This is a genomic window from Dendronalium sp. ChiSLP03b, assembly GCF_034531165.2.
GTDB lineage: Bacteria > Cyanobacteriota > Cyanobacteriia > Cyanobacteriales > Nostocaceae > Dendronalium > Dendronalium minutum.
Map to the genome: position 1 here is coordinate 70122 of NZ_JAVRBR020000158.1, position 17617 is coordinate 87738.

Sequence of the window (17617 nt, forward strand, 5' to 3'; positions counted from 1 at the left end):
CAATGAATCATTTCAACTTCAAATCCTTAGCTTTCTATGGAGTAGCAATAGGTTCAGTTCTACTATTGTTTAAAGTTGTCACGGCCTATGGAGAAAACAATCTCAAAGCTCCTCCTACAATTAACGGTCGTTATCGTCTGACGCTAGCTGAAAATTTCCCAAATTGTGCAAAATTAGCCCCCTTGATGTTAGACATTCAGCAATCAGGTATTTACTTGAATGCCTCTTTATTACCAGCAAACGCCAACGCAGACACGGAGGAACAACACTCTCTCACAGGTATCTTCAAAAATCAACAATCGAGTTTATCTGGAAAAGTTGACAGATACATCCTTTGTCATATCTCTGACACTCAAGGCGATCGTAACAAATTAGTCACAATCCAAATGCAACTGGTAGATCGAGGTAAGATTACTGGTCAATTAACTGTCAATGGTATTCCCCAAACTATAGGATTGACCGCAATGCTACAGGAAGCCCAAGAGGAATCACAGAAGTCAAAAAGCCACTGAAAGTACTGTAGACGCTTCTGCGGCTACTCTTCTCCTAACGGAGACGCTGCACGTAGCTTGCTTCCCCGCAGGGGTACGAGAACGCCTAAAGGCGAACCCGCCGGTTGGAGCCACTGCGTTGCGGAGCCAGTTACCTAGTGAGGCAGCGCAGTCTTGGGGGTTTCCCCCATGAGCGACTGCCGTTAGCGAGTCCTCTCCCAAGGGGAGACGCTACGCGACCGAGCGTCAAGGCTCTGCCGACTTGAGAGAACTGGCGTGGGGTTCCCCAGTTGAAGCAAGTGTCGTTGCTGAGTGAGGAATTCAGAGTTAGTTGTCAGCAGTTATATCTTCCCCTGCTCCTCTGCTCTCCTGCCTCTTGCACTGGCTCATTTTGCTTTTAACTTTTGATATTGGTCTTATTCATTACCAACTATTACCAAATGCCCGATTGCTCAAGATACAAGGGATAAAAATAATGTACAACGGACTGAAGACCAGGCAATTTTTCCAATGGAGCAAGCAGCTATTTGGCTTAAGCTTGTTTGGCTTGTATACAGCAATTGCCCTAGAAACTGGTACTAGTATTGCTGCGCCAGTAGCAAAGCTAGATGATTGGCGTTTTTCCCCAGAAGTTCTGCAACTGGAAATTACACTCTCAGCAGGTGCAATTCCTCAGTACTTTTATCTCTCCCAACCCCCTCGTCTGGTTGTAGATTTTCCAGATACCAAGTTAGGTTATGTTCCTACTAAACAAAATTATGCGGGAGCAATCCAAAGAATTCGCGTTTCCCAATTAAATGCCACCGTCACTCGCATTGTTCTGGATTTGGCAGCAGGGACATTTATAGATCCCAAGCAGATACAACTGCAACCCGTGTCTAAGCAAAACCCCACTCGCTGGGTGTTACGTCCTTTTATTTCTAGCTATAGTCGTCCCTCCATACAACCGGGAAACTCCCAGCCGTCACCCAACAACCTACCACCAAATTCTTATAACTACTACCCGCAACTGCCTAGTAACGTACCTCCAAGCCCAAACTACTCCCCGCAGCCCAGTAATTTGACCCCAAGTAACTACCTTCAGTTGCCCAGCACGCTACCAACAGCTACTAACCAGCAGCCCTTTGTCACTGTACCGCCCCTCGCTCCTAGCAACTCCTCTCAAGTACCTAGTTCTCTTCTTCCTCCACCTAGTTTCCCCAATCAACCCGGTAATTTTCAGAATACTCCTCCCACAGCAAATCCTGATTTTCCCGTCCCAACAGTCCCCAATGAGTATCCAACCCCAGGCGAACAAGATATTAAGGTGATTGAGTTTGGTCAACCCCTTCCTAAGCATAAATAATAGAATCATTCCAAGCAGTAAATCATCCCATTTGAAGTTATTAACAACCAACAATTACAATGGGATATTTTTGATTCGGAAGTCCCAACCTTGTGCAAATCTAGAATCTATCGGTTTCCTGAGATGGTGCAACCGCTCCTGGTTGAGCCATAAAGAAGTTTTGAGCTGCTTCGTTTTGGTAAATACACCTAATATCAGGCTTTTCACTATCCAAATTACCTGTAAAGCCAAAAGTATTCAGGCGATTCTTACATTCATTTACCTGTTGAGATGTCACAAGTTTGCGTTGCTCTAAAAGTGCCCAGTTATTTTGACGGAGAACACATCCAGGCCGCATATTTGGCTGAGCAACGTAGACATTAAAGGGATTGAGAGTCACAAACAGTCTGGCATCCATTACCATTGCACTGGCTCCATACTGCACGCAAATCTCAGGGTTTGGTGCTTTAGTATCAATGAACTCACGGGAAGCCACATTTGATGGGCTTAACGTAGTTGTAGAACTAAAAGCAATGCCTATTCCAATTCCCAAAACAAGCACTCCTGCCAAAATGGCAATTGTAGTGAAGTTAAACATCGGGGATTGGAAAGCAGAAGGTTTAGAAGTAGTAGCCGATCTACCAGTAGATTTACGTCTCATTTTCGCTGGATCAGTTTCACGCTTAAGAAAGCAGGGAGTGGTTTAACCTGTCCCTCTTTCAGTATGCCGATTCTTGACTGTAATTGCCTGTAACTTTCTAAAAATATTTTATTTAAATCACAAAACTAGCAAAGTTTACGATCTCAGGTTCCTGAGTAGAGTGTACCAATCATGCGATCGCTTTTTCTTTTTGGGTTAATGATAATTTTGTTTGCCATAAAGGCGATCGCACCTTGGCTGAGTATACAAAAGTAGCGATCGCCCCTAATCTTTAGTTAATTACACAGCTTGATAGCTAGCTGAGAATGTATCTTTGAGAGGTTGCCAACGAAAAGCGCGATCGCCACCCCTTTCGACAACCACCTTCACTCGTGGTTCCAAACTGGGCAAAGTTGTCAAAAACTCAACTTCCTGATCGGAAAGAATATGCCCTTCAATCATCCACAAGACCAGCCCCTTTGACTTTGGTGGTAGCTGTTCTAGGTGATAATTGACAAGTGGTGGCAAATAGTATGTATAACCTACTGCCGCGCCACTACCAGTACTTTTTTTACCCAGATGCGGTGGTCTGACTCCATGAACCCCTGTCAGATAAGCAGCCAAGTCGCCCAGCCCCCTAGCAGTAATATGAAGGGTGACATAGCCAGCTGTACGCAGTCGGCGTTGATACCGACCTTCAAAACCTCCTTCCAAAGGTACGTACACACCAACAGAGCCAAATTTTTCCAGATCGCGAATTAAACCATTGCCAGTGGTAATTAGTGCCATAGATTTTTGTCCTATCCCACCTAGATATCTCTATTATTGACCGTGAACTGAGAGATTAAGTTAGATAAACTTCACTCTTTAGTTTATCTGTGCCAACTCAAAGCCAAAAATCAGTATATAAATTCCTAGACAAAAATAAAGAAATGATTTATATTATTAGATTGTGACCAAACGTGCCTTTTAGACTGCCTTTTAACTGCAATTGTGAACTGGTGTTAGCACTAAGGCTGACGACTTAATTTAAAAGAGTCTAGACTAGTTCAAATGAGCAAGAGACTGGTAAACTAGAAAAGCTTTCCGGTCAACCTAGGAGCCGACGGCTAGAAAACTCCAGCCAATCCTCAGCTCCAAACTATGTTCACTCGTGTAGCCCACCTGAACAAACCAGGCAAAACCTTAAGCTGTTGTTTAAGGTATTTAGTGAAGTAGGAACTGAGCGATAATGTTGGTTTAAAGACATTGTATTAGCCTCAGTTAAAGGATACTGGGCGGTAAAACCCGCTTAAGTCCCACTACAGCAAGGCGATCGCCTTTAGTTGGGAAACCAACCAACAGGGATGCCTCCAAAAGTGCCATAGCAATTGCTTGGACGAAAGCATTGCTGCACAAAGCGCAAAGCTCTAAAGCATTGCCTTGATTCCAGAAGTTATTTCTTCCCATTGGGAAGACGCTTATGGCTGTTCTGGTGACCATGTGAGTGAAAGTAACCGGATTCACCAAGCAGTAAGGGTACATCTGTGTTCGTGAGAAGTTGGAGCAACAACTTCTGGAGGCTCGTCCACCCTCAAACGATGTTTACACAGCGTTTCTTATAGAGTCCGATTTCAAGGTCAGCAAGTAGATAAGGAGAACCAGTTACTGTGTCTGTAGGTATTCTCGGCACCAAGCTGGGCATGACCCAAGTGTTTGACGAAGCAGGAGTAGCAATTCCTGTAACTGTCATTCAAGCGGGCCCATGCACTGTTACACAAGTTAAAACGAAACAGACCGATGGTTACGCCGCCATTCAAGTTGGCTTTGGCGAAGTAAAACCAAAGGCATTAAACAGACCACTACTGGGTCACTTGGCCAAATCATCTGCCCCAGCATTGCGTCATTTAAATGAATATCACACAGATAGCTCTAGTGATTATGCTTTAGGTCAAGAGATTAAAGCAGATATTTTTAGTGCAGGTCAAATTGTAGATGTAGTCGGTACAAGTATCGGTCGCGGTTTTGCAGGCAACCAAAAGCGCAACAACTTTGGTCGCGGGCCCATGTCCCATGGTTCCAAAAACCACAGAGCGCCTGGTTCCATCGGCGCTGGTACAACACCAGGTCGTGTTTATCCAGGTAAACGGATGGCAGGGCGTTTGGGTGGTAGCCGCGTCACAATTCGCAAGCTGACTGTAGTGCGAGTTGATGCAGAACGCAACTTATTGCTAATTAAGGGAGCCATTCCTGGTAAACCAGGGTCCTTAGTGAATATTCTGCCTGCAAAGCAAGTTGGTAGTAAAAAATAGCTGTTAGCTGTCAGCGTCAGTAGAAAATATCAGGACAACTGACAAAAGACAACTGACAAAAGACAACTGACAACTGACAACTGACAAAGGACACAAAGATGGTAGAGAGTGTAGTTAAAAATTGGCAAGGAGAACAAGTCGGGCAGGCAACGCTCGAATTGCGAGTTGCAAAAGAAGAAACAGCGGCTCATATTGTTCACCGAGCCTTAGTAAGACAACAAACTAATGCTCGCCAAGGCACTGCCAGTACAAAAACTCGTGCCGAAGTTAGAGGCGGCGGTCGCAAACCTTGGCGGCAAAAAGGTACTGGTCGCGCTCGTGCAGGGTCTATTCGTTCACCGCTGTGGCGTGGTGGTGGTGTAATTTTTGGGCCAAAGCCCAGAGACTTTAACCTGAAGTTAAATCGCAAAGAGCGACGTTTAGCTCTGCGGACAGCACTAGTAAGCCGCATTGACGACTTGATAGTAGTAGAAGAATTTAGCAACGAGCTAACCCGCCCAAAAACCAAAGAATTGATCGCAGCACTAGCTCGTTGGGGCGCAGAACCAGAAAATAAAACACTGTTAATTTTGTCTGAGATTGCGGAGAACGTTTATTTATCAGCCCGCAATGTAGAAAATTTAAAGTTCATCGCAGCTGACCAGTTAAATGTTTATGATTTGCTGCACGCTGACAAGATTGTAGTTACAGCATCAGCACTAGAAAAAATTCAGGAGGTCTACAGTGCCTAACTTTGACCCCCGCAACCTTCCTGACTTAGTACGTCGCCCAATTGTCACAGAGAAGGCGACCATCCTGATGGAGCAGAATAAATACACCTTTGAAGTGACTCCAAAGGCAACCAAGCCAGAAATCAAAGCGGCAATTGAAGATTTGTTTCAGGTGAAGGTTGTAAAAATTAATACCGCATTACCACCACGCAAAAAGCGGCGAGTTGGTAAATTTATAGGTTTCAAGCCCCAATACAAGCGAGCTATTGTCACCGTCGCACCTGGGGACGAAGAGAAGATCAGACAAGTTCTATTCCCAGAAGTCTAAATCAAAGTTAGGAGTTAGGAGTTAAGAGTTAGGAGTTATGAATTATAAGTTACTACACTCAAAACTCATCACTCAAAACTTAAAATTCAAAACTCAGCACGGGCTCAACGCCCCGCCATCGCTAACAGCACTCAGCACTTAAAAATATGGGTACTCGTTCTTATCGCCCTTATACCCCAAGTACTCGCCAAGTTACTATCTCCGACTTTTCCGAAATCACGAAAACGGAGCCGGAGAAATCGCTAACGAAGTACGTACATCGTCCCAAAGGCCGCAATAATCAAGGGCGGATTACTAGCCGCCGTCGGGGTGGCGGACACAAACAACTTTATCGGATTATTGATTTTAAAAGAGATAAGCGTAGTATTCCTGCCACAGTTGCAGCTATTGAATACGATCCCAACCGTAATGCTCGCATTGCCCTTTTACATTATGAAGATGGCGAAAAGCGCTATATCCTTCAGCCCAATGGGTTAAAAGTTGGGACAAAAATTATTGCTGGGCCTGAGTCTCCTATTGAAGATGGCAATGCTTTGCCACTCTCGAATATTCCTTTAGGTACGAGCGTTCACAACGTAGAACTGACTCCTGGTAAAGGCGGTCAAATTGTACGTTCAGCGGGTGCTACAGCACAAGTTGTAGCAAAAGAAGGTAATTATGTGACCCTCAAGCTGCCTTCAGGAGAAGTCCGGCTGATTCGGCGGGAATGCTATGCCACCATTGGACAAGTAGGCAACACCGATGCCAGAAACTTGAGTGCAGGTAAAGCAGGGCGCAATCGCTGGAAGGGACGCCGTCCTAAGGTTAGAGGTAGTGTGATGAATCCCGTTGACCACCCCCACGGCGGTGGTGAAGGTAGAGCGCCTATCGGTAGGTCTGGGCCTGTAACACCTTGGGGTAAACCAGCCTTGGGTGCGAAGACACGTAAACGCAAAAAAGCCAGCAGTAAATTGATTGTGCGCCGTCGCCGCAAATCATCTAAACGCGGTCGTGGTGGTCGTGAATCTTAAAGAGTTGAGAGTTAGGAATTAAAAGTTATATCTAATTCCTCACTCCTGACTCCTCATTCCTAATTCTCAAATCCAAAATCAAACTATGGGTCGTTCTCTAAAAAAAGGTCCTTTCGTTGCCGATCATTTACTCAGCAAGATTGAAAAGCTGAATGATAGAAACGAAAAACAAGTTATCAAAACTTGGTCGAGAGCATCGACAATTTTGCCCCTGATGGTTGGACATACTATAGCTGTTCACAACGGACGGCAACACGTTCCGGTTTTTATCAATGAGCAGATGGTAGGACACAAGTTGGGTGAATTTGCCCCGACACGTACCTACAGAGGTCATGGAAAAAGTGACAAAAAAGCAGGGAGATAGTCATTAGTCATTAGTTCTTAGCCGATGACTGATGACTAATGACTAATGCCTAAAGGAGAAAATTATGGCTATTGATACTACTGAAGTAAAAGCGATCGCCCGTTTTATACGCATGTCTCCCTTTAAAGTGCGGCGCGTACTCGACCAAATTCGAGGGCGGTCATACCGAGAAGCACTGATTATCCTGGAATTCATGCCCTACAGAGCTACCGAACCAGTATTGAAACTTCTCAGAAGCGCTGCGGCCAATGCCGAGCATAACGCTGGGTTAGACCGGACTCAACTAATCATTTCCCAAGCATACGCAGATCAAGGCCCGGTGCTAAAACGGTTCCAACCTAGAGCCCAAGGACGAGCTTACCAGATTCGCAAGCCGACATGTCATATTACTTTAGCCGTTGCTGCTAATCCCGATGCTGAATAAGCATCCTGACATGAGAAACCGGGTAAAGTAATAAATTTTAGAGGAAGTATTTAGTGGGACAGAAAATTCATCCAGTTGGTTTTCGTCTGGGTATTACACAAGAACATCAATCCCGTTGGTTTGCCGTTCCTGACCGCTATCCAGAACTTCTCCAAGAAGACCATAAACTACGTAAATACATAGAACAAAAATTGGGCAGACTCGCTCAAAACAACGCCGGAATTTCTGAAGTTCGGATTGAGCGCAAAGCAGACCAAATAGACTTGGAAGTCCGCACGGCTCGCCCAGGTGTAGTAGTAGGCCGTGGTGGACAAGGTATCGAAGCATTGCGTACCGGACTCCAAGAACTTTTGGGTAGCAATCGCCAAATTCGCATCAACGTAGTTGAAGTACAGCGAGTTGATGCTGATGCATATCTAATTGCTGAATACATCGCTCAACAATTGGAACGCCGCGTTTCCTTTCGGCGGGTGGTCAGGCAAGCAATTCAGCGTGCCCAACGTGCCGGTATCCAAGGTATTAAAATCCAAGTCAGCGGCCGGCTCAACGGGGCAGAAATTGCCCGTACAGAGTGGACGCGTGAAGGTAGAGTACCTTTACATACCTTAAGGGCTGATATTGACTACTCGTACTGTACAGCCAAGACAGTTTACGGCATTTTGGGTATCAAAGTGTGGGTATTTAAGGGAGAAATTATTCCTGGACAGGAAGAAACTCCACCTCCACCAGCAGCACATGAGCGCGAGCGCGAACCCCGTCGCCGTCAACAACAACGCCGTCGCCAGCAATTTGAAGACCGTTCAAATGAAGGATAAAAGCGGACTGGTGACTGGTGACTGGGTAAGAATTACACCCAATCCCCAATCCCTAATCCCCAATCCCTAATCCCTAATCCTCAGTACCTAGTCATGTTAAGTCCTAGAAGAACTAAATTCCGCAAGCAACAGCGCGGACGGATGGAAGGTCTAGCCTTCCGTGGCAGTACCCTCAACTTTGGTGATTTTGCACTCCAAGCTCAAGAACCAGCCTGGATTACCTCTCGTCAAATTGAGGCTTCCCGTCGGGCAATGACCCGTTACATCCGTAGGGGCGGACAAATCTGGATTCGGGTTTTCCCTGACAAACCTGTAACTATGCGCCCCGCTGAAACCCGGATGGGTTCCGGTAAAGGTTCGCCGGAATTTTGGGTAGCAGTAGTCAAGCCTGGGCGAATTTTGTTTGAAATCGCTGGCGTTTCGGAAGAAGTCGCCCGTGAAGCTATGCGCTTGGCTTCATTTAAGCTGCCAATCAAAACCAAGTTTATTGTGCGCTCTCAGCCACAGGAGCAGGAGTAGGTTATGCCTCTTCCCAAGATTTCAGAAGCTAGAGAATTAAGTGACGACAAACTGGCTCAGGAAATTGTCGCCATTAAAAGACAATTATTTCAGTTGCGTTTGCAAAAAGCCACAAGACAGCTAGAGAAGCCCCACCAGTTCCGACACGCCCGACATCGCCTAGCCCAATTACTGACAGTAGAGGCAGAACGCAAACGGGCAGCAAGTCAACCGCCTCAAGAGTAAAAGTAGGAGATTATGGCAATCAAAGAACGAGTTGGCTTGGTAGTGAGCGACAAGATGCAAAAAACGGTGGTAGTTGCCGTGGAAAACCGCGCTCCCCATCCCAAGTACGGCAAGATTGTAGTTCAAACCCGGCGCTATAAAGCTCACGATGAAGAAAATCAGTGCAAAGTGGGCGATCGCGTTCGCATTCAGGAAACTAGACCCCTGAGTAAAACCAAGCGCTGGCAAGTCACAGAAGTCCTGAACGCCAAAGCTACAACTTAAATAGTTGTTATTTCTATAACAACTTCACAAGGGAGATTAATTGTGATTCAACCCCAAACCTACCTAAATGTCGCAGATAATAGCGGTGCCCGTAAACTTATGTGCATCCGCGTTTTAGGCGCAGGTAACAGCCGTTATGGTTTTATCGGCGACAAAATAATTGCCGTCGTCAAAGATGCCATCCCCAACATGGCTGTCAAAAAATCTGATGTTGTGGAAGCTGTGATTGTCCGCACTCGCCACAATATCCGTCGAGACAGCGGTATGACCATTCGCTTTGACGATAACGCTGCTGTAATCATCAACAAAGATGGTAACCCTAGAGGCACACGGGTCTTTGGTCCAGTTGCACGGGAACTGCGCGATAAAAACTTCACCAAAATTGTTTCTCTGGCTCCGGAGGTGCTGTAATGGCAACCAAACAGGATACGCCGAAAGTATTCCACAAAATGCACGTCAAAACTGGTGATACCGTGCAAGTAATTGCTGGCAAAGACAAAGGTAAAGTTGGTGAAGTGATTCAAGCACTGCCTCAACTCAGTAAAGTTATTGTCAAAGGTGTCAATATTAAAACTAAGCACGTGAAACCCCAGCAAGAAGGGGAATCGGGACGGATTGTCACCCAGGAGGCTCCTATTCATAGCTCCAATGTGATGCTCTATTCAACCAAACAAAACGTTGCTAGTCGCGTTTGCTATACCTTCACAGAGGAAGGCAAGAAAGTCAGAAAGCTCAAGAAAACTGGCGAAATTCTAGATAAATAGTTAGGAGTTAGGAGTTAAGAGTGAGAAATTAGAAATTAAATTTAAATAATCACTAATAGCTAATAATCTAGTAACTCATAACTCATAACTAAAAACTTTCCCTGACCAAGCCCAGGGATAATCAGGACAAAAAACTATGGCGACCACAAGACTCAAAACTTTATACCAAGAGACAATCGTCCCCAAACTGACTAATCAGTTTCAATATACCAACGTTCATCAAGTGCCGAAGTTGGTAAAAGTTACTATTAATAGAGGATTGGGGGAAGCGGCTCAAAATGCGAAGGCGCTGGAAGCGTCTTTAAATGAAATTGCGCTGATCACTGGTCAAAAACCAGTAGTGACACGGGCAAAAAAGGCGATCGCTGGCTTCAAAATTCGTCAAGGTATGCCTGTGGGCATCATGGTGACTCTGAGAGGCGAGAGGATGTATGCCTTTCTCGACCGACTAGTTAGCTTGTCACTGCCCAGAATTAGAGACTTTCGCGGCGTTAGTCCCAAAAGTTTTGACGGTCGCGGTAACTATACTCTAGGTGTGAGAGAACAGCTAATTTTTCCAGAAGTCGAGTACGACAGCATCGATCAAATCCGTGGTCTGGATATTTCCATCATCACCACAGCGAAAAATGACGAAGAGGGCCGCGCCTTACTTAAGGAATTGGGAATGCCCTTTCGCGATCAATAAGTTCATCTAAAGAGGGAACGATGGCGGCTAACGACACAATTGCAGATATGCTGACGCGCATCCGCAATGCCAATTTGGCAAGGCATCAAACTACACAAGTGCCAGCCACAAAAATGACACGTAGTATTGCCAAAGTGCTGCGAGAAGAAGGCTTTATAGCTGAATTTGAAGAAGCAGGAGAAGGGGTAAAGCGTAATCTGGTGATTTCCTTGAAATATAAGGGTAAAAATCGTCAGCCTCTCATTACCACTTTAAAGCGAGTCAGTAAACCTGGTTTGCGCGTTTATTCCAACAGAAAAGAATTACCAAGGGTACTAGGTGGCATCGGCATTGCCATTATTTCTACATCCAGTGGCATCATGACAGACCGCGAAGCGCGTCGTCAGAACTTGGGTGGTGAAGTACTTTGCTACGTTTGGTAGTTATTAGTCATTAGTCATCGGTCATTAGTCATCGGTCATTAGTACAAAGACAACTGACCCTTCAGGTTCGTCAGTTGTTCATGGGGGAAACCCCCAAGACCACACTGACTCACAACTGACAACTGACAACTGACAACTGACAACTGACAAAGGACAAAAAGTTATGTCTCGTATTGGTAAACGTCCAATTACTATTCCCGCCAAAGTACAAGTGGCGATTGATGGCACAAAGGTAGTTGTGAAAGGGCCTAAAGGGGAACTTTCTCGCGATCTGCCTGCCAATGTCATAGTTTCCCAAGAAGGGGAAATATTGCAGGTCACTCGTCGGGATGAATCCCGTACTTCCAGGCAACTACACGGTTTGAGCCGGACTTTAGTTGCCAATATGGTCGAGGGAGTTTCCCAAGGTTTTCAACGCCGTTTGGAAATCCAAGGTGTGGGCTACCGGGCACAAATTCAAGGTCGTAACCTAGTCTTGAACATGGGTTACAGCCATCAGGTGCAAATTATTCCACCAGATGGAATTCAGTTTGCAGTCGAAGGTACAACTAACGTCATTGTCAGCGGCTATGACAAAGAAATAGTAGGTAACACAGCAGCTAAAATTCGTGCCGTTCGTCCACCAGAGCCTTACAAAGGTAAAGGCATTCGCTATGCAGGTGAAGTGGTAAGACGCAAAGCTGGTAAGACTGGTAAGAGTGGTAAGAAGTAAAAATGAAACTTACTCGTAAAGAATCAAAACAGCGTCGCCATCGACGTATCCGTGGCAAAGTTCACGGTTCTTCAGAACGCCCACGCTTAGCCGTATTTCGCTCGAACGAGCATATTTACGCGCAGGTAATTGATGATACTAAACATCAGACTTTAGTGGCCGCATCAAGTGTAGAACCTGAATTGAAATCTAGTTTAGCTTCCGGTGCTAACTGCGAAGCATCCTCGCAAGTCGGCAGATTGCTCGCCGCGCGATCGCTAGAAAAAGGCATCACCCAAGTAGTATTCGATCGCGGTGGTAACTTATATCATGGTCGTGTCAAAGCGCTAGCTGAGGCAGCACGCGAGGCTGGTTTAGATTTCTAAATCGGTCAGTGGTCAATAGTCAGTAGCAACTGACAACTGACAACTGACAACTGACAACTGACTAATAGAGAGCATTTGATTATGGCAACTGGTCGTCGTAAAGCTAACCGCGCAAAGAAAGAAGAAACCAACTGGCAAGAGCGGGTCATCCAGATCCGACGAGTAAGCAAGGTCGTCAAAGGAGGTAAAAAACTCAGCTTCCGAGCGATCGTTGTCGTCGGTAACGAACGCGGTCAAGTTGGTGTCGGAGTAGGCAAAGCCTCAGATGTAATTGGTGCTGTGAAAAAAGGCGTAGCTGATGGCAAAAAACATCTAATTGACATCCCAATTACCAAATCAAACTCCATTCCTCATCCCATTGATGGAGTTGGTGGCGGTGCCAAAGTGATTATGCGCCCAGCCGCACCTGGTACTGGGGTAATTGCTGGTGGTGCTGTCCGGACTGTACTGGAGTTAGCTGGGGTTCGTAATGTCTTAGCTAAACAACTCGGCTCCAATAATCCGCTTAATAATGCTAGAGCCGCAGTTAACGCCTTATCTACACTGCGTACCTTTGCTGAAGTCGCTGAAGATCGCGGTATTGCTATTGAAAATCTCTACATCTAAGTAGTCATTTGTCCGTAGTCTAAAAAGGCAGAAGGCAGTAGGCAGGAGGCAGAAGGTTATTAAGCTCATACAGTAAGCTTTTTCAACTGGATAGTTATTTCCGTTGTACTAATCTTTTGTTCTTATTTTCAGACAACTGACAACTGACAACTCACAATTCACAATTTTTAGCTTATGAGACTCAACGATGTTAAGCCGCAAAAAGGCTCAAAAAAGCGCCGCCGCCGTGTAGGTAGGGGTATTTCCGCCGGACAAGGTGCCAGTGCTGGTTTAGGTATGAGAGGTCAAAAATCTCGCTCTGGTAGCAGTACCCGACCAGGGTTTGAAGGGGGTCAACAGCCGTTGTACCGTCGTCTACCCAAACTGAAGGGCTTTCCGATTGTGAATCGGAAGAATTACACTACGATTAATGTAGAGAAGTTAGCTTCTCTTCCTGCCAATACAGAAGTAAATTTGACCTCCTTAAAAACAGCAGGAATTCTGACTGCTGTCAAGGGGCCATTGAAAATTTTAGGTAATGGCGAATTAAATGTACCTCTCAAGGTACAGGCAGCAGCTTTCACGGGCCAAGCTCGTAGCAAAATTGAGGCAGCTGGCGGGAGCTGTGAAGTTTTAGAGTGAGCCAGAAAAGCGCACTTTGCAAGCCAACTCGCTGCCAGCGCCTGGTTAACTATGAAGGTAGCACTCTATGATCAGTCGAGACAAAGCCCCAACGGCTCAAGAAACTTTTATGCAGATGGCACAAGCAGCCGGACTGAGAGGTAGGCTGCTTGTCACCGTCGGTATTTTAATTTTGGTGCGCCTAGGCATCTTTTTGCCCGTACCAGGGATTGATAGACCAAGGTTTGCCGAAGCTATATCGGGCAACAATTCCATATTTGGTTTATTGGATATCTTTTCTGGGCGAGGACTTTCAACTTTGGGAGTCTTTGCTTTGGGAATTTTGCCCTTCATTAATGCGTCTATTATCATCCAATTACTCACCGCTGCAATTCCATCTTTAGAAAATTTACAGAAAAACGAAGGCGAAGCAGGTCGGCGAAAAATCTCGCAAATCACGCGCTATGTCTCTCTGGGTTGGGCAATTGTTCAAAGTGTAGCTTTTTCAGCTTTATTCTTACAGCAATTTGCTTTAAATCCAGGGCCGATATTCGTAGCGGAAACCGCGATCGCTCTCGTGGCTGGTTCAATGTTCGTCATGTGGGCTTCGGAACTGATCACAGAACGTGGTATTGGTAACGGTGCATCATTATTGATTTTTGTCAATATTGTCGCTTCATTACCTAAATCTCTAGGCGATACCATTGATTTGGTGCAGGTTGGCGGCAGAGAAATAGTTGGTCGCGTGATTGTGCTGGTGCTGGTATTCCTGGCAACGATTGTTGGTATTGTGTTTGTTCAGGAAGGAATCCGCCGCATCCCGATTATTTCAGCCCGTCGCCAAGTTGGTCGGCGAGTTTTAGCAGAACAGCGTAGCTATCTACCCCTGCGGCTTAATTCCGGGGGTGTAATGCCGATTATTTTTGCAGCAGCCATTTTGAGTTTGCCACTTTTAATCGCCAATTTCACAAAAAATCCGGAAATAGCAAACATTGTAAACACTTATTTAAGTCCTGGTGGTTCTGCACCTTGGGCTTATGCCTTGGTTTACTTAACTTCGATTATTTTCTTCAGCTATTTCTATTCTTCGTTGATTGTTAACCCAGTAGACATAGCACAGAACTTGAAGAAAATGGGTTCTAGTATTCCGGGTATCCGTCCAGGTAAGGCGACTAGTGAGTATATAGAACGGGTGATCAATCGACTGACTTTTTTAGGTGCTGTCTTTTTGGGCTTCGTTGCTATTATTCCCACCGCTGTCGAAAGTGCTTTGGGAGTGCCAACCTTTAAGGGATTGGGTGCTACCTCTTTGTTAATTCTGGTCGGTGTGGCGATTGATACAGCTAAACAAGTTCAAACTTACGTTATCTCTCAGCGCTATGAAGGAATGGTGAAACAATAGTGACGCGATTAATCTTCTTGGGGCCACCTGGATCTGGTAAAGGAACTCAAGCTCAAACCTTGGCTAAAAACTTGCATATTCCTCATATTTCTACGGGTGAAATATTAAGACAAGCCATGAAAGAGCAAACTCCGTTAGGGATTAAGGCTCAAAGTTATGTTGATAGCGGTGAGTTAGTCCCTGACCAGCTAGTACAGGATTTGGTTCAGGAGCGTCTTAACCAGTCGGATGCCCAATCTGGTTGGATTTTGGATGGTTTTCCTCGCAAAGTGACGCAAGCAGTTTTTCTAGAAGAACTACTGGCAAAAAACCATCAAAGTGGCGAAAAGGTAGTCAATCTGGATGCGCCAGATAAAGTTGTGGTAGCCCGTTTACTGGCTCGAGGACGAAAAGATGATAGTGAAGAAGTGATTCGTCGTCGTCTGGAAGTTTACCGCACGGAAACCGCACCTTTAATAGATTATTACCGCGATCGCCAAAGGCTCCTGACTGTTAACGGCGACCAGTCCCAAGAAGAAGTCACCACTGAACTGCAAAAGGTATTAACTGCCTAGCCTGACAACAAGGAGTAGGGAGTAGAAAAAATATTTCCCACTCACCACTTTCTACTGACTACTCCTCTATCTCTATAGGAAGCAGATCAATTTTAGCTAAGATATATTAAGAAACTGTTGAGATATTTCTTAAAATGTGTTCTTTTGCAGCTAGGTGCTGCGGCTGAACAGGAAATTGTTGAGTTGAGGAAAAAATAATTGTCTAAACAAGATTTGATTGAAATGGAAGGCACAGTTACAGAGTCTTTGCCTAATGCGATGTTTCGCGTTGACTTAGACAATGGCTTTAACGTCTTGGCCCACATTTCCGGCAAGATTCGCCGCAATTACATTAAGATTTTACCTGGCGATCGCGTCAAAGTGGAATTAACTCCCTACGACTTGACTAAAGGTCGGATCACCTACCGCTTGCGTAAGAAGTAAATGCAAGTAAAATCTTCATCGGAGGTAAGTAAATTATTGACCAAACCAGAAGCAATTCAAATGGAAGGCAGTGTTACAGAATTATTACCTCGTGACAGCTTTTTGGCTGAACAGATGGTGATTCCATCTTTGCTTACCTTGCCGTTAGCTGTAAACATATCATTGTTAACTGGGAATCGCGTCAGAGTGAAATTAGACAGTACTGACATGATAAAAGGCAGAATCAACTATCGATATCGGAAGAAGTAAGTAGTATGTAGAGAAGTCTACCATAAAACCATTTTTTTTGGTTTTACTCATTCATTTAATTGAATAAGTGTTCATAGAAATGCTATGATTTACTATTTGGAGTCAGTTTAAAAAGGCATGAAAGTCAGAGCCTCAGTCAAGAAAATTTGTGAAAAGTGTAACGTAATCCGCCGTCGTGGGCGCGTGATGGTGATTTGCGTGAATCCCAAGCACAAGCAACGTCAAGGATAAGGTTCTTAGATATCTGAGAGTGAGTGCGACGCACGCGATCGCCATAAACAAGTTATAGACGCGATGAGTCGCGTTTTTCCAACAGCAATTGCGATAAAAATAGGGAGAGATTCATTGTGGCACGTATTGCCGGAGTAGACCTTCCACGTGATAAACGCGTCGAGATTGGTCTAACTTACATTTACGGAATTGGATTATCTAGGTCGCAGGAAATTCTGGCGGCTACAGGTGTGAACCCAGACACCCGCGTTAAAGACCTAAGTGATGCCGATGTAGCAGCCCTGCGAGGAGAAGTAGAAAGCAACTATCAAGTTGAAGGGGATTTGCGGCGCTTAGAGGCAATGAACATTAAGCGCTTAATTGATATTGGAGCTTACAGAGGCCGTCGTCATCGCATGGGCTTACCAGTCAGAGGTCAAAGAACCCGCACTAATGCTAGAACCCGTCGAGGGAGAAGGCAGACAGTGGCAGGTAAGAAGAAGGCTCCAGGCAAGTAATATTTCAACCCTTGCTCACCAGAGCAAGTTTCACCTTAAATTAACTGAACAAATATGGCGAGACAACCAACTAAAAAAAGCGGGAGCAAAAAACAGAAACGGAACGTCCCCAATGGGATGGCCTACATCCAGTCTACTTTCAACAATAGCATTGTCACCATTACCGATCAAAACGGAGATGTCATCTCCTGGGCCAGTGCTGGTTCTAGCGGTTTTAAAGGTGCAAAAAAGGGAACTCCCTTTGCAGCCCAAACTGCTGCTGAAAGTGCAGCACGTCGAGCTATCGACCAAGGGATGCGTCAAATCGAGGTGATGGTCAGCGGCCCTGGAGCAGGTAGAGAAACTGCTATTCGGGCACTCCAAGGAGCAGGACTGGAAATTACACTGATTCGGGATATTACGCCCATTCCTCACAATGGTTGCCGTCCTCCCAAACGTCGCCGAGTTTAGATACAACCTGTGAGGCAGTATGTAGGCAAAAAGTTTGAGCCAAGATAAAGTCACCTGCAATGGTTGCTTGAACGGTTGGTGTACAAACTGTCAAGCAGGGTGATCGCTAAACAAATTTGGACAGATTGGGTGACCAGAAGCAAATCAGATCTTCCTAAATCAGGGGGCTGCTAAACTTCGGATAACCCAAAATAATCATCACTTGCAGACCTAAGTAGGAATATCAAACACTGCCAAGCGCATATTGGCAAT

General features: G+C 45.4%; 30 protein-coding genes. 27 read left to right on the forward strand and 3 right to left on the reverse strand.

Annotation, left to right across the window (positions count from 1 at the left end):
- Nucleotides 1–2 precede the first annotated feature (2 nt).
- Nucleotides 3–512: a hypothetical protein gene (locus tag RMY31_RS37050; RefSeq protein WP_322657390.1), complete on the forward strand. Its 510-nt coding sequence runs from the start codon at nt 3–5 to the stop codon at nt 510–512.
- A gap of 454 nt (nt 513–966) precedes the next feature.
- Complete coding sequence (locus RMY31_RS37055) at nt 967–1836, forward strand: AMIN domain-containing protein (RefSeq protein WP_322657391.1); 870 nt, start codon at nt 967–969, stop codon at nt 1834–1836.
- A 100-nt stretch (nt 1837–1936) separates the two neighbouring features.
- On the opposite strand, the gene RMY31_RS37060 is transcribed toward RMY31_RS37055, so the two are convergent.
- The 3 genes from RMY31_RS37060 to RMY31_RS37070 form a co-directional block, all read right to left on the reverse strand.
- Nucleotides 1937–2476, reverse strand: coding sequence for a DUF3172 domain-containing protein (locus RMY31_RS37060; RefSeq protein ID WP_322657393.1), 540 nt, complete (start codon nt 2474–2476; stop codon nt 1937–1939).
- 279 nt (nt 2477–2755) lie between these two features.
- On the reverse strand, nt 2756–3244 hold the full coding sequence (locus RMY31_RS37065; RefSeq protein WP_322657394.1) for an NAD(P)H-quinone oxidoreductase subunit N: 489 nt from the start codon (nt 3242–3244) through the stop codon (nt 2756–2758).
- Nucleotides 3245–3718: 474 nt separating this feature from the next.
- Nucleotides 3719–3979, reverse strand: coding sequence for a hypothetical protein (locus tag RMY31_RS37070; RefSeq protein ID WP_409879795.1), 261 nt, complete (start codon nt 3977–3979; stop codon nt 3719–3721).
- Nucleotides 3980–4104: 125 nt separating this feature from the next.
- Between RMY31_RS37070 and rplC the strand changes: the two genes are divergently transcribed.
- The 25 genes from rplC to rpsK all read left to right on the forward strand — a co-directional run bounded on the left by rplC (nt 4105) and on the right by rpsK (nt 17365).
- Nucleotides 4105–4746: a 50S ribosomal protein L3 gene (gene rplC / locus RMY31_RS37075; RefSeq protein WP_322657396.1), complete on the forward strand. Its 642-nt coding sequence runs from the start codon at nt 4105–4107 to the stop codon at nt 4744–4746.
- Between the two features lie 98 nt (nt 4747–4844).
- On the forward strand, nt 4845–5477 hold the full coding sequence (rplD, locus tag RMY31_RS37080) for a 50S ribosomal protein L4 (RefSeq protein ID WP_322657397.1): 633 nt from the start codon (nt 4845–4847) through the stop codon (nt 5475–5477).
- Nucleotides 5470–5784 (forward strand): 50S ribosomal protein L23, encoded by a 315-nt coding sequence (locus RMY31_RS37085; RefSeq protein WP_322657398.1) that lies wholly within the window; start codon nt 5470–5472, stop codon nt 5782–5784. The genes rplD and RMY31_RS37085 overlap by 8 nt, the downstream gene beginning before the upstream one ends.
- 146 nt (nt 5785–5930) lie before the next feature.
- The gene (gene rplB, locus RMY31_RS37090) at nt 5931–6794 is read left to right on the forward strand and encodes a 50S ribosomal protein L2 (protein ID WP_322657399.1); all 864 of its coding nucleotides are present in this window, start codon (nt 5931–5933) and stop codon (nt 6792–6794) included.
- A gap of 85 nt (nt 6795–6879) precedes the next feature.
- A complete protein-coding gene (rpsS, locus tag RMY31_RS37095) occupies nt 6880–7158 on the forward strand; it encodes a 30S ribosomal protein S19 (RefSeq protein WP_214435238.1) in 279 nt (92 codons plus the stop codon).
- A 64-nt stretch (nt 7159–7222) separates the two neighbouring features.
- A complete protein-coding gene (gene rplV, locus RMY31_RS37100) occupies nt 7223–7582 on the forward strand; it encodes a 50S ribosomal protein L22 (RefSeq protein WP_322657400.1) in 360 nt (119 codons plus the stop codon).
- A gap of 53 nt (nt 7583–7635) precedes the next feature.
- Nucleotides 7636–8397, forward strand: coding sequence for a 30S ribosomal protein S3 (gene rpsC / locus RMY31_RS37105; protein WP_322657401.1), 762 nt, complete (start codon nt 7636–7638; stop codon nt 8395–8397).
- A 93-nt stretch (nt 8398–8490) separates the two neighbouring features.
- Nucleotides 8491–8916, forward strand: a complete 426-nt coding sequence (rplP, locus tag RMY31_RS37110) for a 50S ribosomal protein L16 (RefSeq protein WP_322657403.1) — start codon at nt 8491–8493, stop codon at nt 8914–8916.
- A gap of 3 nt (nt 8917–8919) precedes the next feature.
- Nucleotides 8920–9141 carry a 50S ribosomal protein L29 gene (gene rpmC, locus RMY31_RS37115; protein WP_322657404.1) on the forward strand — a complete coding sequence of 74 codons (222 nt, stop codon included), beginning with the start codon at nt 8920–8922 and terminating at the stop codon, nt 9139–9141.
- A gap of 12 nt (nt 9142–9153) precedes the next feature.
- A complete protein-coding gene (gene rpsQ / locus RMY31_RS37120; protein WP_322657405.1) occupies nt 9154–9405 on the forward strand; it encodes a 30S ribosomal protein S17 in 252 nt (83 codons plus the stop codon).
- Between the two features lie 42 nt (nt 9406–9447).
- The gene (gene rplN / locus RMY31_RS37125) at nt 9448–9816 is read left to right on the forward strand and encodes a 50S ribosomal protein L14 (protein WP_193896007.1); all 369 of its coding nucleotides are present in this window, start codon (nt 9448–9450) and stop codon (nt 9814–9816) included.
- Entirely contained in the window at nt 9816–10169 is a 354-nt protein-coding gene (rplX, locus tag RMY31_RS37130) for a 50S ribosomal protein L24 (RefSeq protein ID WP_409879805.1), read from the forward strand. Before rplN ends, rplX begins: the two co-directional genes overlap by 1 nt.
- 136 nt (nt 10170–10305) lie before the next feature.
- Nucleotides 10306–10854, forward strand: a complete 549-nt coding sequence (gene rplE / locus RMY31_RS37135) for a large ribosomal subunit protein uL5 (protein ID WP_409879809.1) — start codon at nt 10306–10308, stop codon at nt 10852–10854.
- A gap of 20 nt (nt 10855–10874) precedes the next feature.
- A complete protein-coding gene (gene rpsH, locus RMY31_RS37140; protein WP_322664459.1) occupies nt 10875–11276 on the forward strand; it encodes a 30S ribosomal protein S8 in 402 nt (133 codons plus the stop codon).
- A gap of 163 nt (nt 11277–11439) precedes the next feature.
- Nucleotides 11440–11988, forward strand: a complete 549-nt coding sequence (gene rplF / locus RMY31_RS37145; RefSeq protein ID WP_322664461.1) for a 50S ribosomal protein L6 — start codon at nt 11440–11442, stop codon at nt 11986–11988.
- Nucleotides 11989–11990: 2 nt separating this feature from the next.
- A complete protein-coding gene (rplR, locus tag RMY31_RS37150) occupies nt 11991–12353 on the forward strand; it encodes a 50S ribosomal protein L18 (RefSeq protein WP_322664463.1) in 363 nt (120 codons plus the stop codon).
- 81 nt (nt 12354–12434) lie between these two features.
- A complete protein-coding gene (gene rpsE, locus RMY31_RS37155; protein WP_322664465.1) occupies nt 12435–12959 on the forward strand; it encodes a 30S ribosomal protein S5 in 525 nt (174 codons plus the stop codon).
- Nucleotides 12960–13133: 174 nt separating this feature from the next.
- Nucleotides 13134–13580 (forward strand): 50S ribosomal protein L15, encoded by a 447-nt coding sequence (gene rplO, locus RMY31_RS37160; RefSeq protein ID WP_322664467.1) that lies wholly within the window; start codon nt 13134–13136, stop codon nt 13578–13580.
- A 67-nt stretch (nt 13581–13647) separates the two neighbouring features.
- A complete protein-coding gene (gene secY / locus RMY31_RS37165) occupies nt 13648–14961 on the forward strand; it encodes a preprotein translocase subunit SecY (protein WP_322664469.1) in 1314 nt (437 codons plus the stop codon).
- Complete coding sequence (locus RMY31_RS37170) at nt 14961–15515, forward strand: adenylate kinase (RefSeq protein WP_322664471.1); 555 nt, start codon at nt 14961–14963, stop codon at nt 15513–15515. The genes secY and RMY31_RS37170 overlap by 1 nt, the downstream gene beginning before the upstream one ends.
- A 198-nt stretch (nt 15516–15713) precedes the next feature.
- Nucleotides 15714–15938: a translation initiation factor IF-1 gene (gene infA, locus RMY31_RS37175; RefSeq protein WP_006276978.1), complete on the forward strand. Its 225-nt coding sequence runs from the start codon at nt 15714–15716 to the stop codon at nt 15936–15938.
- Nucleotides 15939–16187, forward strand: coding sequence for a translation initiation factor IF-1 (locus RMY31_RS37180; RefSeq protein WP_322664473.1), 249 nt, complete (start codon nt 15939–15941; stop codon nt 16185–16187).
- Between the two features lie 117 nt (nt 16188–16304).
- Nucleotides 16305–16418 carry a 50S ribosomal protein L36 gene (rpmJ, locus tag RMY31_RS37185; RefSeq protein ID WP_010998333.1) on the forward strand — a complete coding sequence of 38 codons (114 nt, stop codon included), beginning with the start codon at nt 16305–16307 and terminating at the stop codon, nt 16416–16418.
- A gap of 116 nt (nt 16419–16534) precedes the next feature.
- On the forward strand, nt 16535–16915 hold the full coding sequence (rpsM, locus tag RMY31_RS37190; RefSeq protein WP_322664477.1) for a 30S ribosomal protein S13: 381 nt from the start codon (nt 16535–16537) through the stop codon (nt 16913–16915).
- A gap of 54 nt (nt 16916–16969) precedes the next feature.
- Nucleotides 16970–17365, forward strand: a complete 396-nt coding sequence (rpsK, locus tag RMY31_RS37195) for a 30S ribosomal protein S11 (protein ID WP_010998331.1) — start codon at nt 16970–16972, stop codon at nt 17363–17365.
- The last annotated feature ends 252 nt before the right edge of the window (nt 17366–17617 follow it).